We start from the raw sequence: 16,381 nt of genomic DNA, 5'->3' as shown, positions 1-16,381 counted from the left end.
ACACGATGTTGTGAGGACCGGCCTGCAGCGAGAGCGAAGAACTGCTACCGGTTTGAGACGGTCAACCCCCCGCCGTATCGTTGGCGAAGGGTTGTTCGGTGTAGCAGCACAGCGCTTCGTTTACCGATTGCCGGCCCCTTGATGTTGGGTCTGGGCGCGGAAGGGGCGCTGTTCAACGAAGCTCGGCCGAGGCGCAACACTGTCCGAGTTCAAGGCTTCGTCAACAAGATCGCGGCTCTCGGAGACGGTATACCTTCCTATGATAACACCGTTGCCAAGCTTTTGCGCGCGGTCGATCTCATGAATGTCGTAGGCACTCATGGCGCTAAAGCTACTCTCGCTGATCCAATTGGGGACTTGGTTGGTGGGATCTCGGTCCATAGCGCTGGCAGGGATGGCCGCTGCTATTAAAGGGCTAACAAGTGCCAGAGCAATGACGCGGAATGCGGGGGTTTTGGTTGAATAGGTCACATCGTTTCCTTTCGAGTTAAAGGGCTCCTACAGCTTTGTTGACTGCATATCGGCCCACTTCGGGTACTGTTCAGGTGACCTTCGAGGGCGCCGATTGTTTCACTGCGGCGCTACACCCTTTCGTGAGGATAACGCGGCATCAAGAAACTTTGCGACCCGCGCGCACATTTCCGGAATGCCGCGGCCTTTATCTTTACTTTCATAAACTTGACAGACACTGGTTACGCAAAAGGGAGATCAACATGAAGCGTGCCGCCCTATGCCCCTTCCCTGCCGACCCAGCGCAACTTCCATTGGCCGTGTCTGAATGTCCCACTTGTTGCCAAATAGTCTGGGCGCCGCATGGATGAGCTTCCCGACGGGCCGCAAGGCACCACGACTGCGCGTGTATTCAGGATCATGCTGCGCCTGATCTTGTTGCTGATACTGGCCTATGGCGTCCATCTGTTGATCGATTGGTTCTCTGCACGTACTGCGGATCTACACCCCGGCGCGCAGGTCAGCATGTTGGTGGCGTTGCTATTGGTCTATGCCCTGCTGATTGCCGTCCCCTTCGTGCCGGGGGTTGAAATTGGTTTGATGCTGCTCGCGGTCGAAGGGCCATGGATGGCCCCTTGGCTTTATCTTGCGACAATAGCCGGTCTGTTGTTCGCCTACGGGGCAGGTGAATGGCTACCTTATGCGCGCCTGCACCGGATTCTGGCCGATCTGCACATGCGCCGCGCCTGCGCCTTGCTAGAGCATATCAACCCGCTTAGCCGCGAGGAACGGGTCACGCTGCTGCGCGACAATGCGCCGAAATGGCTGCGTCCCTTCATGTCCCGATATCGCTATCTGTTTCTGGCAGCAGCCCTCAACCTGCCGGGTAATGCGGTGATCGGCGGCGGCGGTGGCATCATGTTTCTCATCGGCCTTAGCCGCCTCTTTAGACCTGCCGCCGTAGCCCTGACCATTGCGCTGGCTGTGATGCCGGTGCCGCTGGCAGTCTGGGTATTCGATATCGACATACTCCCATGACGGAGTACGAAGGCGGCGGTTGCCTTGACCGGCGGTCATCCCTGATGCTGCGGCCCTATCCCCTGAAACATCCGGCGCAGATCGACAGTGCTACGTGTGCCGATATCCGCATGGTTCTGGTCCAGCCAAGAGGCAGCCGTTTCGCGCCCCAAATCGCGCAGATGTGTCAGGAACGCCCACTCCGCGTTCATCTTTGACGACGCCCCCAGCTTCATCAGCGCTGTCTCATTCTCGATGATGTGGATACGCTCCAATCGATACTGAGACTCGTCCAGCTTGCCCTCTTCGATCAGCCGCGCCACGAAATCGATTGCTCGCAACTCCTTGAGAAGGCTGGAGTTGAAGCTGATCTCGTTAACGCGGTTTTGAATCTCCTGCGCGGATCGAGGCACACCCTTGCGTTCGATCGGGTTGATCTGCACCACGACCATATCGCCAGTGTCAGATCCGGCATGAAACGGAAACAGCGCCGGGTTTCCGATGTAACCGCCGTCCCAATAAGGCACGCCATCAATCATCACCGACTTAAAGACGTTGGGCAGGCAGGCCGAGGCCATAACCATATCCGCCGTCAGTCGGTGGCTGTCGAACACCTGAACCTTTCCGGTTTCTACATTGGTGGCCGAAATGTAGAGTTGGATGCTGTCGCAGCGTCGCACGCACTCGAAATCCACGCAGGATTCCAGCACGTCTTTCAGCGGATTCATGTCCATCGGGTTAAGCTGGTAGGGCGAGAACATCCGCGTCAGCGCATCCATCATTTGATAGCCCACGGATCGATCAAGGCTCCAATACCCCATCATCACGTCGATAGGCGCGCGTTTAACTGGGCTGCCTTTGGCGGTCTCGCTCATCGTTTGCCAAAAACTATGCAACTTTTCGCGCGCGCCCTCGGGCCCGCCCCTCGTGTATCCATCAGCCAGGGCCACGGCATTCATCGCCCCGGCGGACGTGCCAGAAATCGCGGCTATTTCCAACCGTCCGTCCTCCAGCAGGTAATCCAGCACGCCCCAGGTAAAGGCGCCGTGGGCACCGCCGCCTTGTAGGGCCAGGTTGATCCGCTTGCGCTTCGAAGCGGCCGGTTTGCGGGGATGGTTCACAGGTTTTCCCATCATTGTGCCGTCCAGCCGCCGTCAACCGGCAAGGCGCTGCCGGTGATCGAGGCGGCCGCGTCGGTGGACAGAAAGACGGCCAATCCGGCTAGCTCCTCGACCGTGACGAATTTCTTTGTCGGTTGGGCGGCCAGCAGAACGTCGCGCTTCACGTCTTCTTCGGTGATACCGCGCGCCTTGGCGGTGTCGGGGATCTGCGCCTCTACGAGCGGTGTCAAAACATAACCGGGGCAGATCGCATTGACGGTTATACCGTCCTCGGCAGTTTCCAAGGCGATGGTTTTGGTGAACCCGATCAGCCCGTGCTTTGCCGCGACATAGGCCGATTTGAACGGCGAGGCGACCAGCCCGTGGGTCGAGGCAATATTGATGATCCGCCCCCATTTGCGCGCCTTCATCCCCGGTACGGCCGCCTTGGTGGCATAGAACGCCGCCGACAGGTTCAGGTTGAGGATCGCCTGCCATTTCTCATCCGGGAAATCCTCGACGGGCGAGACGAACTGGATACCTGCATTGTTCACCAGCACATCGACCCGGCCAAAGGTCTCTTCGGCCCTGGTCATCAATTCGACCACGCCTGCCGGGTCCATGAGGTTGGCCCTGTCATAAGTAGCCTTGACCCCAAACTCGGCCTCGATCGCGGCGCGGATCGGCTCGATCTGCGCCTCCGGCTCAATCCCGTTCAGCACGACATTCATGCCAGCGCCGGCAAGGCCGCGGGCAATGCCCAGGCCGATCCCGCTGGAGGATCCGGTGATGACGGCGGTTTTCGGTTCGGTCATGGTCATTTTCCTTGTGCAAGATAGTCGTGAACAATGCGGCCATAGGGCAGTGTCAGATCGGCCTTGAAATGGCGCCCCTCGATCACTCGGCGCACCGGCAAGTCGGCAATCGGCGCGTTTATGTGCGGGATCAGATGCAGCCGCGCGGGACCGGAATAGTGAAAATGCATCTTTACGTCGGTCAGGTTGAAGGCGACCAGTTCGGCAATCCGCACGCCGCCGGTCACGCAGGGCATAACCTTCAGGTTGATGGAAGTTTTCATGAGATGCTTGCCACGTTCTGCCGGATCGGCGGCCAAGCGATCCTCATACTTGTATGTCATTGTCCCCATAGCCACTCGCTCGCCGCCATAGTGCAGCGTGCCAGTAAGGGTGTCGGTGCGCACCTCCAGCTTTGGCTCGCCCCAGCGTTTGGGAAAACCCCAGATCTCGCGCCCTGCCGAAATAGGCGGTTCGTCATTCAGAAACATCATCGCGGTATAATTCACCGGCTCGCCATGCAACTGGCAGGGGATCACCACGCCGGATTCCTGATATGATCCGAAACCGGTGCTATCGGGCATTGCGATCCATTCGTAATGGACAAGGTTGGACCCATCCGGGATCAACGGCTCCGGCACCATGGCACGGATAGCTTCGGGATCAGACTCGTAGGTGATGATCAGGTATTCGCGCCCCACAAAGCGGTAGGGTCCGCGCGGGTAGCTGGGGTTAGTGGGCGGCATAGCCGTCAGAGCCAGTACGTCGGTCGGTGTCATGTGCGTTTCCTCATGGGGCCAGTCAGGCCAGTTCGGTTTTAATCATCGCCTGCCGGGGCCGTTTGCGATGCGCCCTACCATCGTTGCCAATCGCCAAAAGGAACGCGCGATGATCGTTAGTCAGATCGCCCTCCGGTCGAATTTCACGGCCGAGCGATGTCAAATTTACGTTCGCCCTAGTGGTATTCCTCACAGTGTTCGGTGTGGCGTTTGTCATGCATCACATTGCAGGCGACATGACCCGGCGGGCCGCCTTTAGGGCGGATAAAAAGGGCGGATCGTTATGGTGGTCAGGCAAAAAGGGCGGCGGTTCGCAAATGATGCCGTTGCTCCCGCCGTTCCGCCCGGGATCAGGCCGAAAAGCAGGGTATATCCGCCACCACAAATGACCGTCCGATGATAAGATGACCCAGCCACCCCGTCGCGGCGGACGCCCCCATCATGGCGCTGAACATGACGGTGGCATCCAAGTCTGGCGTTACGCCCATCACGCCCATGGCCAGCGTCATGGCCGACAAAACGGCGACCGCAATGAGCCCGGCAACAACGCCGACTGTGATCTTGTTCATGATATGCATCCTTTTCCGGGGGCCTCAGCCGCCCTCTTGCTTCCCTTTGTGAAGCTGGGAAAGGATTGCGCTGATGTGGCCGTCGTCGGCCTCATCATGCGCATCGCCTGCGGGCAGGCTCTGGGTCAGATCGCGCGTCGTCCGTATTTGACCGATGAACCGTTCGCATCCTTTACACATCGCAAGATGCAGACGCATCTGAAGGGCTTGCCACGTGCTCAGCTCCCCGTCGATCAGGGCGCTGGCGCGGGACGCAACTTCCTTGCAGCTCAACATCTGGCGGTATCCTTTTCTCGTGCTTCACATGAACAGGACGAACGGAACCCTGCCGCGTTACACGTGTCCGAAAAATAATTCAGTTTTAGCGACATAAATGGCCTCACATCACATCAGCCCGTCGAGGGTAGCCCGAACACCCAAGCGGGCGCGGTGCAACAGAACCCGCATGTTTCCCTCGCTGATGCCAAGGATTGCGCAAACCTCATCAGCGTCCAGCCCCTGTTGCGCGCGCAGAATGATCACTGACCGCTGGCCCGGTGGCAGGGCTTCAATCGCAGCATTTACATGCTCCATTACGCTGCGCCCCGCCAGAATACGCTCGGGCGTCAGCGTTTCCCAAAGCTCTGGCATGTCTTTCCAGCGCCCCCGGCCATCAAAGGCGGCTGCCAGATTGTCGTCTTCGCCGGCGCCATCAAACAAAACGATGCGCCCTTCGCGCTTTGCACGGCTTCGGGCCTTGTTGATCAGAATCGAAAAGATCCAGCTTGCCAGCGAAGAGCGCCCCTCAAAGCCGGAGATGCTCTTCAGGACCGCAATCCATGTTTCTTGGGCCACCTCTTCGGCTGTCGCGCGGCTTCGAACGACGCCGGTCGCAACGCGGACCAATGATGTATTGTGCCGTTTGTAGATCTGCTCGAATGCAGTTCTGTCACCGCTAGCAAGCAGTTGAACAAGTGCCGCTTCATGTGCGCGAGCTGTCGACATCTCATTCCCCCTTTCTTGCTTTCTTAGTAAGCAGAATAACCGTTCTGAAAGTCCAGAGCTCAGTACCTGCGCACAAGGGATCGTGAAATTCTGTGTCTTGAATTTGCCAGATAAGGCCAGCAGTTGTTAACAGTCGGTCGCTGCCTGATAGGTGCAATAGCAGGGCACTGAACCATCCGCAGCGATCGGCACGAAATTCTCATTGCCCTAGAAAACTGTTCACCGCAGACGTGGCGCAGCGCAGATCGCGTCTGATGCGCCAGTTCTGCGTTACTCTGGCCAGCATGGAGTTCTCCTTTCTGAGTTGATTTTGTTAGTTTTCCGCGCGCATTGACCGGTCAGGCCGCACGCACCGCTTGGCAGATCTGCGACACGTGCCGATGGTCCGTGCCGCAACAGCCGCCAAAGACGTTAAGCTTTGGCAACAGTTTCGTTAGCTCTGCATATTGCTGGCCAAGTTCCTGCGGATCGCCGTCATCCAGCTCTTCGCAATTGTCGAGTTCCGCATGGCTCATCCGCGAAGCATTGGCTCGCAAGCCAAAAATGCGGTTGGTCCACGCGCCGCCTTGTTCCAGCGTGCCGCGGAAGTGATCCGGGTGGGCGCAGTTGATCATGTAATAGGCGGGTTTGACCCGGCAATTCGCGTCGACCTCGGCTATTGCCTCGCCCAGCGTTTCGCTTGTGGGCAACCGACCATCCGTTTCCAGCGTAAAGCTGATCACGCAAGGCACGCCCGCTTTTCCTGCAGCCCGCGCGACGCCGATGGCTTCTGGCGTGTTGGTCATGGTCAGCGCCGAAATCATATCGGCCCCGCTGTTTGCAAGCACACCGACCTGAACGCCGTGATAGGCCTTGGCCGCGTCCGCGCCCATGATCGTGGATGGATCATAGCCGTCGCCGCGCGGTCCGATCACACCATTGATGAGCACGTTCATGCCCGCACCAAACTCGCTACGCAGCTCGTCAGCAAAGACGACGGCCTCACGGTTGATCGCGGCCAGATCATCCCGGTCATGGCCCAGCAATCCGGCCCAGTCGGGGTTCGCCCTCCAGGTGTTGGTGTCCAGTACAAATCCGGCGTCATTCTGCCGGGCCGTTTCCATGAATGGCGCGAAATAATCCTTCATTGCGGCGCGGCCATGATCCGTTCGCAGCATTGGAAAGAACGCAAAGTAGGGCATGTCAAAACCCTTGTGGAAAAGCATTGAGGTCTCGAACCCTGCATCCGTCAGAAACATCTGATCGGTCTGGTGGGGCAGATTTAAACGTTTCGCATGTGTCATCTTCTGTCTCCTATCTGAGTGACTGGTGACATTTGTGGCGCCCGCGCGTGTGCGGCAGCGTTGTGCGAACCGTGGTAATTTGGTAGAATTGCCGAGGTATTTCCAGGAAAATGTAGTTTTTCATGGGTTATTCACTCCATATCGCCCTTTTAGGGGAATTGTCTGTCGTGACCAACGACACGGCTGCTGCTCTGCCAGCGTCACGTAAGGCGCGCGCAGTGCTGGGCTACCTCGCCGCAACGGCACGTCCCGTCCGCCGCGAGCGCCTGTGCGAGATGTTCTGGGATTTACCCGATGATCCGCGCGGGTCGCTGCGTTGGGCGCTGAGCAAATTGCGCCGGGCCGTCGATCAGGACGGCACCCAACGCATCATCGCAGATCGTGAGCGGGTGGCCTTTGCACCAATTGATGCCTTCGTCGATCTGCGTGCAATACGCGAACGTCTGATCGACGATCCACCCTTTATCCCCCCTTCCGAATTACGCGATATAGCCGCGCAGCTTCAGCGGCCACTTCTCGAAGGGTTGGAGCAGGCTGGCACAGACAGTTTCCAGCTGTGGCTAGTCGCGGAGCGTGAGGACATACGCTTGCTGCAACTTAACGTCTTACGACGTCTGGCACTTCATCCCGAACTTCCCAAAGCCGAGGTCTTGAAATGGGCGCGGCGCTGGACAGAAGAAACTCCGCTCGAAGAAGAACCCGCGCGCGAGCTGGTCAACGCACTCGCGCAATCGGGTCGTCTGGAAGAAGCACGCCATTGGGAAGCAGATTTCTACGCAACCGCGAAAGAGGCCGGGCTGTCTCTCACGGGGCCGCTATTGGCTGATAAACTAGAACGGCCAAAAATGGACACCGCGGACATACGCCCCGCAGAAAGCGCACCCCGCCGCATGATGCGCAAACAAACCATTGGCTTTTGCCGGGCCTCCGACGGAGTGCGCATCGCCTACGCGTCGGTCGGAGAAGGGCCGCCGTTGGTTAAGGCGGCAAATTGGCTGAACCATCTGGAACTGGACTGGAACAGTCCGATCTGGGCACCGACATTTTCGGCTTGGGCCAATCACCGGACACTAATCCGCTACGACGAACGCGGCAATGGCCTGTCAGATTGGGATGTGGATGATATCAGCTTTGAGGCATTCGTGCGTGATTTGGAAACCGTGGTTGATGCGCTTGAACTGGACCGGTTCCCGCTGCTGGGCATGTCCCAAGGGTGCGCAGTTTCGGTTGAGTACGCAGTGCGCCATCCCGAGCGGGTGTCCTGTCTAGTCCTGATCGCCGGGTATGCCACAGGCTGGCGCATTGGCGCTAGCGAAGATGAACAGACGCGCCGAGAGGCCGTTCTCACGCTCACCCGTCATGGCTGGGGAACATCAAACCCTGCCTACAGGCACATATTTTCGCAAACCTTCATGCCGGATTCAAAACCAGAGGATTTAGCATGGTTCGACGAATTCCAACGCCAGACGACATCTCCGGAAAATGCCGTGCGGTTTCAGGAAGCGTTCGGCCATATCGACGTGCGCGAAAGTCTGGCCAAGGTGAAAGCGCCCACGCTCGTTTTTCACGCGCGCGACGATCACCGGATTTCTCTTGGGCAAGGGCGCGAGCTTGCGATCGGCATTCCGGGCGCCGAATTCGTGCAACTCGAAAGCAAGAACCACATCCTCTTGGGTCATGAACCTGCGTGGCTAGAATGCGTACAGAAAACCGGAGATTTCTTGCAAAATCATGCGATCTGAGCCTGCCCAGATTGAACCGCACCGGGTTTGCCAGAGTATTGCCAGTTGAAACCTGCCTCTATCATGCTGCTGTCCCGAGTGGCATTGGCGTGTCAAAATAGGCCCGATCTAAAGCACCACAAAGCCCGTTGAAAACCAAAGCGGTTTTCGAATTTTTTGCCTCTCCCATGATAGCCGTTATTCGTCTCCGGAACCACACGGCCTCAGCTTTTCAAACCGGATACAGATGTCCCCAACGTTAGCGGCTCGGCGGCGCGCGTCACCGTCTGGCGTTAGGTATTGTGTCATTCCGGCTCCTTCCCCGTGCCAAACTGAATCCGCGACCAGACCCGCTCGTGCAAGAAATAGAGGATCAGCTTGGTGATGACCTCAAGGCCGCCAATGGAAACCGCGGTGCCGACGTTGCCAGTGAAAATCCACGCCAGCAAAGTCGTGTCGAGCGAGGCAATTATCCGCCAGATGGCGGTCTTTATGGTGCTGCGCCAGGCGGTTTCCTCGTGCCCGCCTTTCTCGGTCGACACGCCCCAGTGAATGCGCGCCCATCCTCGTTCGTGAAGAAAGTAGAGCACCATCTTGGTGGCGACCTCGGTGACGGCAATGTAGGCCGCAGCCTGAAGCGCGTCGCCGTGAGTGTCCTCGCGTCCGAACAGCGGGCCGATATAGGTAATGACCAACCATGACAGCACCAACGTGTCGAACGTGCCGACGATACGCCAGGACACAGCCTTAACTGCGGAGCGTTTTGCCGAAACTTGGGGTGGAGGTGTCTTAGTCTCTGGGGTGTCTTCCATCGCTTCAGTCTGGACCGGATCCTGCCGGGTGTCGATGACGGCGCTATCTCTGACGGTAAGGAGCTTTCCTGAGATGACGCACAATCCTCACCCATTCTGACAGCGTCCTAGGCTCATATGGAGTGGCGATGAGAGCCAGCGTCAGCTCTCGCAGATCGGAAAATGGCAGGTAAAGCAATGCGTCGTCCCCTGCCGTTTAACCTTAGGTGCCTCGCGGCTGCAAAGCGCCTGAGCGCGTGGACAGCGGCCATGGAATTCGCAGCCCTCTGGGCGGTTACGGGGGCTGGGCATCTCTCCCTCCAGCGTGATGCGTGCGCGAGCGGCGTCGGGATCAGGCTCGGGGTTGGCCGAGAGGAGCGCCTCTGTATAGGGATGGCAAGGCGCGCGGAATATGCGCCCGGTCGGGCCGACCTCGACGAAGCGGCCCAGATACATAATAGCCATGTGGTCGGTAATATGGCGCACGACATTCAGGTTGTGTGTGATGACGAGGATCGCGATGCCCAGCCGGTCCTGCATTTCGGCCAGCAGGTTCAGCACCTCGGCCTGCACCGACATATCGAGGCCGGCCGTCGGCTCATCCGCGATGATAAGGCGCGGATTGAGCGCCAGCGCGCGCGCGACGCCCACGCGCCGTGCCTGACCGCCCGAAAGTTGATGTGGAAAGCGGCCTGCGAAATCTGCCGGCAGGCCGACCATCTCCAGAAGGCGTTTGGCCTCGGCGCCCTTATCGGCCGGCTTGCCATGAATACGAAAGGGTTCGGTCACGAGGCTGCCCACCGTCAGGCGCGGCGAGAGTGAGCCGACGGGATCTTGCCACATCATCGCTATCTCGCGCCGCAGCCGGGAATAGTCCTGCGCGCTGGCACGCGTGATGTCGCGACCGTCAAAGTGGATGCTGCCGGAATGTGCGCCGTTGAGTCCCATCAGCGTGCGCGCGACAGTCGACTTGCCCGATCCGCTCTCTCCCACCAATCCGAGCGTCTGGCCTGCGTCTATGGCAAAACTCACACCCGCCACCGCGTCAAACTCGTGCGCCTGGGCCGTCAACGCGGCGCGCACCCTGCCCATTGCCGGATACCGGATAACCAGATCCTTGACCTCGAGCAGCGCCGTCATGTCCGGCCCTCCGCGTCCAGCAGGTGGCAGGCCGCGCGATGCTGCAGGCTGGTTGCCGCATAGCCGCCGGGATGCTCGGCGCGGCAGCGATCCCACGCGTGGGGGCAGCGGGGGGCAGGTCAGGAGAAATCACCTATCCCTTCAAGGCCTTACGGTTCTTGGAAGGAACAGATTCTAAAGTGGTGCCCAGGGGCGGGATCGAACCACCGACACGAGGATTTTCAATCCGGCGCTTATCCAGACTTATCAATCAGTTATTGTCGCAAGTGCTGTCAAACCCGCCACAGGAAACCAATCACTTAGGGGTCAATTGTCAAACCTGCCTCGCGGATCCATCCAATGAGCTGGCGGGTGGCAAACACATGCGCGGAACGAAAGTTCGGCAGCGCAACGCGCAAGCAGATCATTATGTTTCTGGCTGACAAGGCGAGCGATGACGGTTCGGGCATCTGGTGTTCCAAGGGGACGATTCAGCGGCATACCGAGCTGGGGGAGACCACAGTCAAGCGAGCCGTGCGCGCGTTCCTGAAAGAAGGCATCCTTGTCGAGACCGGCTCACGCACCTGCAAGAACGGTTTCACTGTCGTTTACCGCATCGATCTCGCCAAAGTGGAGGCGCTCGAACCAACACTTGAGCCCGAGATTGAGACGGGGTCCACAGTGGCCCCCGTCCAGTCTGGCCCCGGTACGGGGGCCACTGTGGCCGGGGTACCGGGGCCACCACGGCCCCCAAACCATCCTACAACCATCCATAAACCACCTACGCGCAAGCGCGAGGCGGCGGTGGATGAAGAGGCTGAGAAGATTTTAGCAGCCTATCCGCCCGACCGGCTACGTGGCAAAGCGGCCTGCCTTGCCCAGATCGAAGAGGCCGTGAAAGACGGGATCGCACCGGAGGACTTGCTGCAGGCCGTCCAAGCCTACGCGACCGACAGCGCAGGCTTCACCCGCTCCAAGGTTTGCTTTTCCGACAACTGGTTTCAGTCGAGGCGTTGGCAAGGGTACATCGATGATATCCGCGCCAAGCGGGAGGAAGCCCAAGTTGCAAGTGCTGACCACCATGCTCGGCTGGCTTGCTGGATTAGCGACAGCCACCCGATGTGCAAGCATATCACGGGCACCCAAGTCACGGCTTTGCTGGCGTCGAAGATGGTTACCGAGGCCCAAATCCAAGCCGCAGGCCTCAGATCATGACCGCAACCGAACCAACAGAAGAGCAAACAGCAAGGCGACCCATGTCATACGCTGGCGCTGCTGACACGGGACCTTGCGAGGGGCGGCACGCCTCCCCTTCGAACCCCACCGGCGCGGGTAAAGCCCGCACCAAAGAGCCGCTGACCGAGACATTCGTCTTTCGGTGCACAGCGGCAGAGAAGGCCCAATTGCGCGCCAAGGCCGAGGCCGCTGGTCTGCCCGCCGCGACCTTGCTGCGTGAGGCGCTTGGCCTGACCGAAGCCCGTCGTCGCAAGCCCATTCCCCGCGTCGATCCGGCGCTGGTGCTGGCCGTTGGGCGCATCGGCGGCAACCTCAACCAGATCGCCCGCTGGCTGAACCGCGCGATGTTGGCGGGTCGTGTTGACCTTGACGCGCTGACCGTTGCCCGCCGCCTGCTGACCATCGAACGCCAACTTGCCCAGATCGTCGAGGCCGCCCGCCGATGCTGATCAAGTTCTTCCGCAACGGCAAAGGCGTGGGCGCAGGTCCGGTCGGCTACCTCGTCGCGGACAAGGTGCTGGCCTACGACGACAACCGCGACCTGATCCGCGATGCAGACGGCCAGCCCATGACCGCCACCCGCGAACCCTTGCCGGAGGTTCTGTGCGGCAACCCCGATCGCACCGAAGCCCTCATCGATGCCAGCCGCCACCAGTGGACTTACCGCGCGGGCGTGATCAGCTTTGCCGCCACTGACGCCCCGACCGAGGAACAGCAGGCCGAGGTGATGGACGGGTTCGAGCGTCTGGCCTTCGCGGGGCTGGACCCGACGCAATATGACATGCTTTGGGTCCGACATACCCACGAAGACCGCGTTGAGCTTCACTTCTGCACACCGCGCTTGGAACTGACCTCGGGCCGCAGCCTAAACATAGCGCCGCCCGGTTATCAAAACGCCTTTGACAGTTTGCGCGACGTATTGAACCAGCGTCACGGCTGGGCCGATCCGATGGAGTTGGAGCGCACCCAAGAGGTCCGCGACACCATCGAGACCCCAACCCGCGCGCAGGGTCGTGATGAGCTGCATGCGTGGATTCTGGATCAGGTCAGCATTGGCCTAATCACTGACCGTGGCAACATGCTCGACGCCCTTACAGATGCGGGCTTTGACATCCCGCGGGCGGGCAAGGCCTACCTAACAGCCCAAGACCCCGTCACCGGCGAACGCTGGCGTTTGAAAGGAGAGATATTCCATGAAGACTGGCAAGCCGACCCGGCTGAGCGAGAAATTGAACGCGGAGCTGGACACGATCCGACAGGACTACACCGCCTCGATGGTATCGCAATTGGAGAGCTTCAGGACCGATTTGAACAGCATTGCGACCAACGCGCAGCGTACAATCGAGATCGATACCCGCACCTTTCTGCAACAGAACAAGAGTTGGCTGACGATCTCGCCCTGGCTGATCACAGGGACACTGTTGGTTGGGATCGCCTCGATGATGGCAGCGAGCTTGTTTTGGACGCAGATTCTGGCCAGCTCAGAGATGACGGAGCTGGGCTTGACGCGGATCGACAGGGAGGACGGGACCTGGCTGGTGCTAGACCCGACCAAGACGCGGCTGAGAACCTGCACGCTGGGCGGCAGATCAGTGACCTGCATCAAGATCGAGGAGAATTAGATGACGACACCCCTGACAGCCTTGGAACGCGACTTGCTCGCCTGCGTCGAGCGGTTGGTGACGGCCTGCGAGGTCTCAGCAAAGGAATTGAGCGGGTTAGAGGAACGCTCGACGACCAGGATGCAAAGCCAGATGGATGGATTGGCCGCCTGCGTGTCGGTGCTCATTCAATCGCAAACGGCGTCCGTGGCTGCGTTGCACGGCTTGTTGAGCGAGGGCTCGAACTACGGGAGGCTGCGCACGCAACTCGAGACCAGCTTGAAATTAGTGGAAGCCGCCGAAGAGAGGTTGAGACAGAGTTAGAAGCGCGGGAGGTTGAGATGGACCGGGGGATGACGCATTGAGCTGCGTTTAGCTGCTCAATGTTTGCGGATTAATCCATTGTATTCCCTGCCAAAGCGACCTTTTATGAGTTCAGCAAAAAATTCTTATCAAGGAAATTTTCAGTGCAACTCAATCCGATGCATTTAACAGTTGCTAAACTCTTGGACGGGCGGCTGTTCCGTATCCCAGAATACCAACGCGCTTACTCATGGCAGAAAAAACAACGGGCAGACCTGTTCAAAGATATCCAAGAAGCACATAAATCGGGCCGAGAGCACTTTATGGCGACAATCGTTGCACTGTCTCGTGACACCAAATCTATCGGTGCCGATGAGTATAAGATTGTTGAATTGGTCGATGGGCAGCAGAGGGTTACAACCATCGTCGTGCTTCTGAAGGCCATTGAACAGGCTTTGTCTGCGGATGATAAACAAGCCGTTAAGATGAAGACGGACCTGTCAGAGCTTCTCGTCAAAAGTGATGATCATGAAATGATACTACTTCAGACCAATCATGACAGCAGCTCAGTTTTTAAGGACTACATAAAGACGGGAACAATAAGCGAAGACGAGAGATCGACAGCGGCAGATCAAAATTTGATTGATGCCTCGAAAGAGTGCGCGAAGTTCGTCGAGGCATGGCAGCAGAATGATAGTCTTGTTGATCTCTACGGAACTATTCGCAATCGGCTTTCAGTAATTTTTCACGAGATCGCTGATGAAGCAATCGTCTATAGAGTTTTTGAGGTTCTGAACAGCCGTGGCCTAGACGTCAAATGGATCGACAAAACCAAAAGCCAGCTAATGGCGTCAATTTTCGAATATTCAAATGATGAAAAGGGCCAAGTGGACGGTCTGCACGAGATGCACACCATCTGGAAGGACATCTATCAAAAACTCGGTTTACGACAAGATCTCGGAGATGAAGCCCTGAGATTTGCTGGGACATTTGCGAAAAGCGGCGAGAAACCCAGAAAAATACTAAGTGAAGAGAAAGCTTCTCAAGAAATGCAGAGGGTTGCTGGTAAAGAAATCAAAACACTAATTGGTTGTGCTAGCGATCTGCAAAAGACCGTTAAGGTGGTTAAGCAGTTACATGAGAACCCTCGACTAAAGGCTGTAACAAAAATCCTGCATGCAAGGTTTTTGGCAGTGGCAATCTTGCTTCGCAAATTTGATAAAGCCAAGGAAACTGAGCTCCTCAATGCGTGGGAACGAGTGACATTTCGCATATTTGGTCTCGGTGATGCTGATGCGCGAAACAAAATAGCCGACTATGTGCAGCTAGGCTTTGCAGTTCGTGAGAAGACCAAATCTGTAAACGAAATTCTCGAAGCCATAAACAAGATTGGTGAAGATTATCCGATAAGCGAGGTCATAGCAGGCCCCAAATATTGGGATGAATGCTATAAGGGCTGGACGGAAGAACTGCGATACATACTTTATCGGTATGATGAGCATCTAGCAACAAATGCAGGTGAAGAAATTAATGTGCTCCAATGGGAAAAAATATGGCAAAATGACGCCTCAAGTTCAATTGAACATATTGCGCCACAAAACAGCGGCCGATCCGACATTCACAACATCGGCAATTTGACGATGCTTCCGCCCAAAGTAAACTCATCTTTGGGTGGAAAACCACCGAGTGAAAAGGCAGAGCGTTACACTGAATCTGGGCTGCGCGGCACGATCCAAGTTGGTAAAGAAATCAAAGAAAGCCAAAAATGGACTAAGGCAGATGTCGTTCGAAGGAGAGATCAAATCGAGGCCTTTGTGAAGGCCGAATGGGCTGACTAAAATCAAAGTGAAAGCTTCAATCGCTTGACAAATGGTAACGTATGTGTCACCAATACCCTCAATGAACAAGCTTGTTGTCTACGTTACTGAGGCGGGAAAAGTGCCATTCGAAGATTGGTTCAGCAATCTCGATACGACAGTAGCCCTCAAAGTAAGAACAGCACTTGCGCGGATCGAGACGGGCAATTTAGGCGATGTGAAACCAGTCGGCCAAGGTGTATCCGAACGACGCATCACTTTTGGCCCAGGCTACCGCGTCTATTTTGGCAAAGATGGTGACAAGCTTGTGATTCTGCTTTGCGGCGGCACCAAGAAGCGCCAGTCCAAGGACATTGAGCAGGCCAAAGAATTTTGGAATGACTACAAAAATCGAAAATAGAAAGGAGACTGACATGCCACTAACGAAAGACTTTAAAGACACCATCAAGGCACGTGCCCAACGCGATCCTGAGTTTCGTGCTGGTCTGTTCCGGGAAGCAATCGAGGCGATGCTCAGCGACGATCTCGATACTGGAAAGATCTTGCTGCGCGACTACGTCAACGCCACGGTAGGCTTTGAAAACCTTGCCAAAGATATGCAGAAAGACCCTAAGAGCTTAATGCGGATGCTCAGCGCGAAGGGGAACCCGCGCGCCGACAATCTGCTCGCCATGGTTTCCCGTTTGAAACAACGCGAAGGCGTGTCTTTTTCGCTGACTCAAGACAACGGGGCTGCCGCATAGAGCTTCATTCAACACACCTACACCCAATCCCTCCCATTGGTACCACAACGGTCACTAAGCCCAACGTGGGTGGC

General features: G+C 57.4%; 18 protein-coding genes. 8 read left to right on the top strand and 10 right to left on the bottom strand.

The genetic code is table 11. The features are described from left to right. Window positions 1-120: 120 nt before the first annotated feature. A complete protein-coding gene (locus MK6180000_RS02575) occupies window positions 121-471 on the bottom strand; it encodes a hypothetical protein (RefSeq protein WP_138933307.1) in 351 nt (116 codons plus the stop codon). A 342-nt stretch (window positions 472-813) separates the two neighbouring features. Here MK6180000_RS02575 and MK6180000_RS02570 point away from each other — a divergent pair, with 342 nt between their 5' ends. After that, window positions 814-1,488, top strand: coding sequence for a hypothetical protein (locus MK6180000_RS02570; RefSeq protein ID WP_138933306.1), 675 nt, complete (start codon window positions 814-816; stop codon window positions 1,486-1,488). Window positions 1,489-1,523: 35 nt separating this feature from the next. Here the strand turns inward: MK6180000_RS02570 and MK6180000_RS02565 are convergent, their stop codons facing one another. The 7 genes from MK6180000_RS02565 to MK6180000_RS02535 form a co-directional block, all read right to left on the bottom strand. Then, complete coding sequence (locus MK6180000_RS02565) at window positions 1,524-2,603, bottom strand: patatin-like phospholipase family protein (protein ID WP_246040403.1); 1,080 nt, start codon at window positions 2,601-2,603, stop codon at window positions 1,524-1,526. Continuing rightward, on the bottom strand, window positions 2,600-3,382 hold the full coding sequence (locus MK6180000_RS02560) for a 3-hydroxybutyrate dehydrogenase (RefSeq protein ID WP_138933305.1): 783 nt from the start codon (window positions 3,380-3,382) through the stop codon (window positions 2,600-2,602). Before MK6180000_RS02560 ends, MK6180000_RS02565 begins: the two co-directional genes overlap by 4 nt. Before the next feature lie 2 nt (window positions 3,383-3,384). Beyond that, window positions 3,385-4,140 (bottom strand): acetoacetate decarboxylase, encoded by a 756-nt coding sequence (locus tag MK6180000_RS02555; RefSeq protein ID WP_138933304.1) that lies wholly within the window; start codon window positions 4,138-4,140, stop codon window positions 3,385-3,387. 350 nt (window positions 4,141-4,490) lie between these two features. Next, complete coding sequence (locus tag MK6180000_RS02550; RefSeq protein WP_138933303.1) at window positions 4,491-4,709, bottom strand: hypothetical protein; 219 nt, start codon at window positions 4,707-4,709, stop codon at window positions 4,491-4,493. A gap of 24 nt (window positions 4,710-4,733) precedes the next feature. Then, window positions 4,734-4,985: a zf-HC2 domain-containing protein gene (locus MK6180000_RS02545; RefSeq protein WP_138933302.1), complete on the bottom strand. Its 252-nt coding sequence runs from the start codon at window positions 4,983-4,985 to the stop codon at window positions 4,734-4,736. A 108-nt stretch (window positions 4,986-5,093) separates the two neighbouring features. Next, window positions 5,094-5,693 (bottom strand): RNA polymerase sigma factor, encoded by a 600-nt coding sequence (locus tag MK6180000_RS02540; RefSeq protein ID WP_138933301.1) that lies wholly within the window; start codon window positions 5,691-5,693, stop codon window positions 5,094-5,096. A 338-nt stretch (window positions 5,694-6,031) separates the two neighbouring features. Further along, on the bottom strand, window positions 6,032-6,976 hold the full coding sequence (locus MK6180000_RS02535) for a homocysteine S-methyltransferase family protein (protein WP_138933300.1): 945 nt from the start codon (window positions 6,974-6,976) through the stop codon (window positions 6,032-6,034). A gap of 122 nt (window positions 6,977-7,098) precedes the next feature. On the opposite strand from MK6180000_RS02535, the gene MK6180000_RS02530 reads away from it, so the two are divergent. Next, window positions 7,099-8,718, top strand: a complete 1,620-nt coding sequence (locus MK6180000_RS02530; RefSeq protein ID WP_138933299.1) for a bifunctional AfsR/SARP family transcriptional regulator/alpha/beta hydrolase — start codon at window positions 7,099-7,101, stop codon at window positions 8,716-8,718. Window positions 8,719-9,002: 284 nt separating this feature from the next. Here MK6180000_RS02530 and MK6180000_RS02525 read toward each other — a convergent pair whose 3' ends face one another. Then, window positions 9,003-9,440 carry a DUF2061 domain-containing protein gene (locus MK6180000_RS02525; RefSeq protein ID WP_212751865.1) on the bottom strand — a complete coding sequence of 146 codons (438 nt, stop codon included), beginning with the start codon at window positions 9,438-9,440 and terminating at the stop codon, window positions 9,003-9,005. A gap of 210 nt (window positions 9,441-9,650) precedes the next feature. Next, window positions 9,651-10,628, bottom strand: a complete 978-nt coding sequence (locus MK6180000_RS02520; protein ID WP_138933297.1) for an ABC transporter ATP-binding protein — start codon at window positions 10,626-10,628, stop codon at window positions 9,651-9,653. 339 nt (window positions 10,629-10,967) lie between these two features. Between MK6180000_RS02520 and MK6180000_RS02515 the strand changes: the two genes are divergently transcribed. The 6 genes from MK6180000_RS02515 (at window position 10,968) to MK6180000_RS02490 (ending at window position 16,307) form a co-directional block, all read left to right on the top strand. Next, complete coding sequence (locus MK6180000_RS02515; protein ID WP_138933296.1) at window positions 10,968-11,822, top strand: hypothetical protein; 855 nt, start codon at window positions 10,968-10,970, stop codon at window positions 11,820-11,822. A gap of 41 nt (window positions 11,823-11,863) precedes the next feature. After that, a complete protein-coding gene (locus tag MK6180000_RS02510; RefSeq protein WP_246040402.1) occupies window positions 11,864-12,292 on the top strand; it encodes a plasmid mobilization protein in 429 nt (142 codons plus the stop codon). Next, window positions 12,286-13,809, top strand: coding sequence for a relaxase family protein (locus tag MK6180000_RS02505; RefSeq protein WP_138933295.1), 1,524 nt, complete (start codon window positions 12,286-12,288; stop codon window positions 13,807-13,809). Before MK6180000_RS02510 ends, MK6180000_RS02505 begins: the two co-directional genes overlap by 7 nt. Window positions 13,810-13,911: 102 nt before the next feature. Beyond that, window positions 13,912-15,585, top strand: a complete 1,674-nt coding sequence (locus tag MK6180000_RS02500) for a DUF262 domain-containing protein (RefSeq protein WP_138933294.1) — start codon at window positions 13,912-13,914, stop codon at window positions 15,583-15,585. A 61-nt stretch (window positions 15,586-15,646) separates the two neighbouring features. Next, window positions 15,647-15,964 (top strand): type II toxin-antitoxin system RelE/ParE family toxin, encoded by a 318-nt coding sequence (locus tag MK6180000_RS02495; RefSeq protein WP_138933293.1) that lies wholly within the window; start codon window positions 15,647-15,649, stop codon window positions 15,962-15,964. 13 nt (window positions 15,965-15,977) lie between these two features. Next, window positions 15,978-16,307: a helix-turn-helix domain-containing transcriptional regulator gene (locus MK6180000_RS02490; protein WP_138933292.1), complete on the top strand. Its 330-nt coding sequence runs from the start codon at window positions 15,978-15,980 to the stop codon at window positions 16,305-16,307. Window positions 16,308-16,381 lie beyond the last annotated feature (74 nt).

The sequence above is a fragment of the Roseovarius arcticus genome (genome assembly GCF_006125015.1).
Classification (GTDB): domain Bacteria; phylum Pseudomonadota; class Alphaproteobacteria; order Rhodobacterales; family Rhodobacteraceae; genus Roseovarius; species Roseovarius arcticus.
This window is presented reverse-complemented; position numbering and strand designations above follow the sequence as displayed.

Coding starts and splice junctions, on each gene's coding strand:
- MK6180000_RS02535 (WP_138933300.1), bottom strand. CDS start 6,976: ATGACACATGCGAAACGTTTAAATCTGCCCCACCAGACCGATCAGATG.
- MK6180000_RS02495 (WP_138933293.1), top strand. CDS start 15,647: ATGAACAAGCTTGTTGTCTACGTTACTGAGGCGGGAAAAGTGCCATTC.
- MK6180000_RS02490 (WP_138933292.1), top strand. CDS start 15,978: ATGCCACTAACGAAAGACTTTAAAGACACCATCAAGGCACGTGCCCAA.
- MK6180000_RS02515 (WP_138933296.1), top strand. CDS start 10,968: ATGAGCTGGCGGGTGGCAAACACATGCGCGGAACGAAAGTTCGGCAGC.
- MK6180000_RS02570 (WP_138933306.1), top strand. CDS start 814: ATGGATGAGCTTCCCGACGGGCCGCAAGGCACCACGACTGCGCGTGTA.
- MK6180000_RS02540 (WP_138933301.1), bottom strand. CDS start 5,693: ATGTCGACAGCTCGCGCACATGAAGCGGCACTTGTTCAACTGCTTGCT.
- MK6180000_RS02565 (WP_246040403.1), bottom strand. CDS start 2,603: ATGATGGGAAAACCTGTGAACCATCCCCGCAAACCGGCCGCTTCGAAG.
- MK6180000_RS02530 (WP_138933299.1), top strand. CDS start 7,099: ATGGGTTATTCACTCCATATCGCCCTTTTAGGGGAATTGTCTGTCGTG.
- MK6180000_RS02505 (WP_138933295.1), top strand. CDS start 12,286: ATGCTGATCAAGTTCTTCCGCAACGGCAAAGGCGTGGGCGCAGGTCCG.
- MK6180000_RS02510 (WP_246040402.1), top strand. CDS start 11,864: ATGTCATACGCTGGCGCTGCTGACACGGGACCTTGCGAGGGGCGGCAC.
- MK6180000_RS02555 (WP_138933304.1), bottom strand. CDS start 4,140: ATGACACCGACCGACGTACTGGCTCTGACGGCTATGCCGCCCACTAAC.
- MK6180000_RS02545 (WP_138933302.1), bottom strand. CDS start 4,985: ATGTTGAGCTGCAAGGAAGTTGCGTCCCGCGCCAGCGCCCTGATCGAC.
- MK6180000_RS02560 (WP_138933305.1), bottom strand. CDS start 3,382: ATGACCGAACCGAAAACCGCCGTCATCACCGGATCCTCCAGCGGGATC.
- MK6180000_RS02520 (WP_138933297.1), bottom strand. CDS start 10,628: ATGACGGCGCTGCTCGAGGTCAAGGATCTGGTTATCCGGTATCCGGCA.
- MK6180000_RS02550 (WP_138933303.1), bottom strand. CDS start 4,709: ATGAACAAGATCACAGTCGGCGTTGTTGCCGGGCTCATTGCGGTCGCC.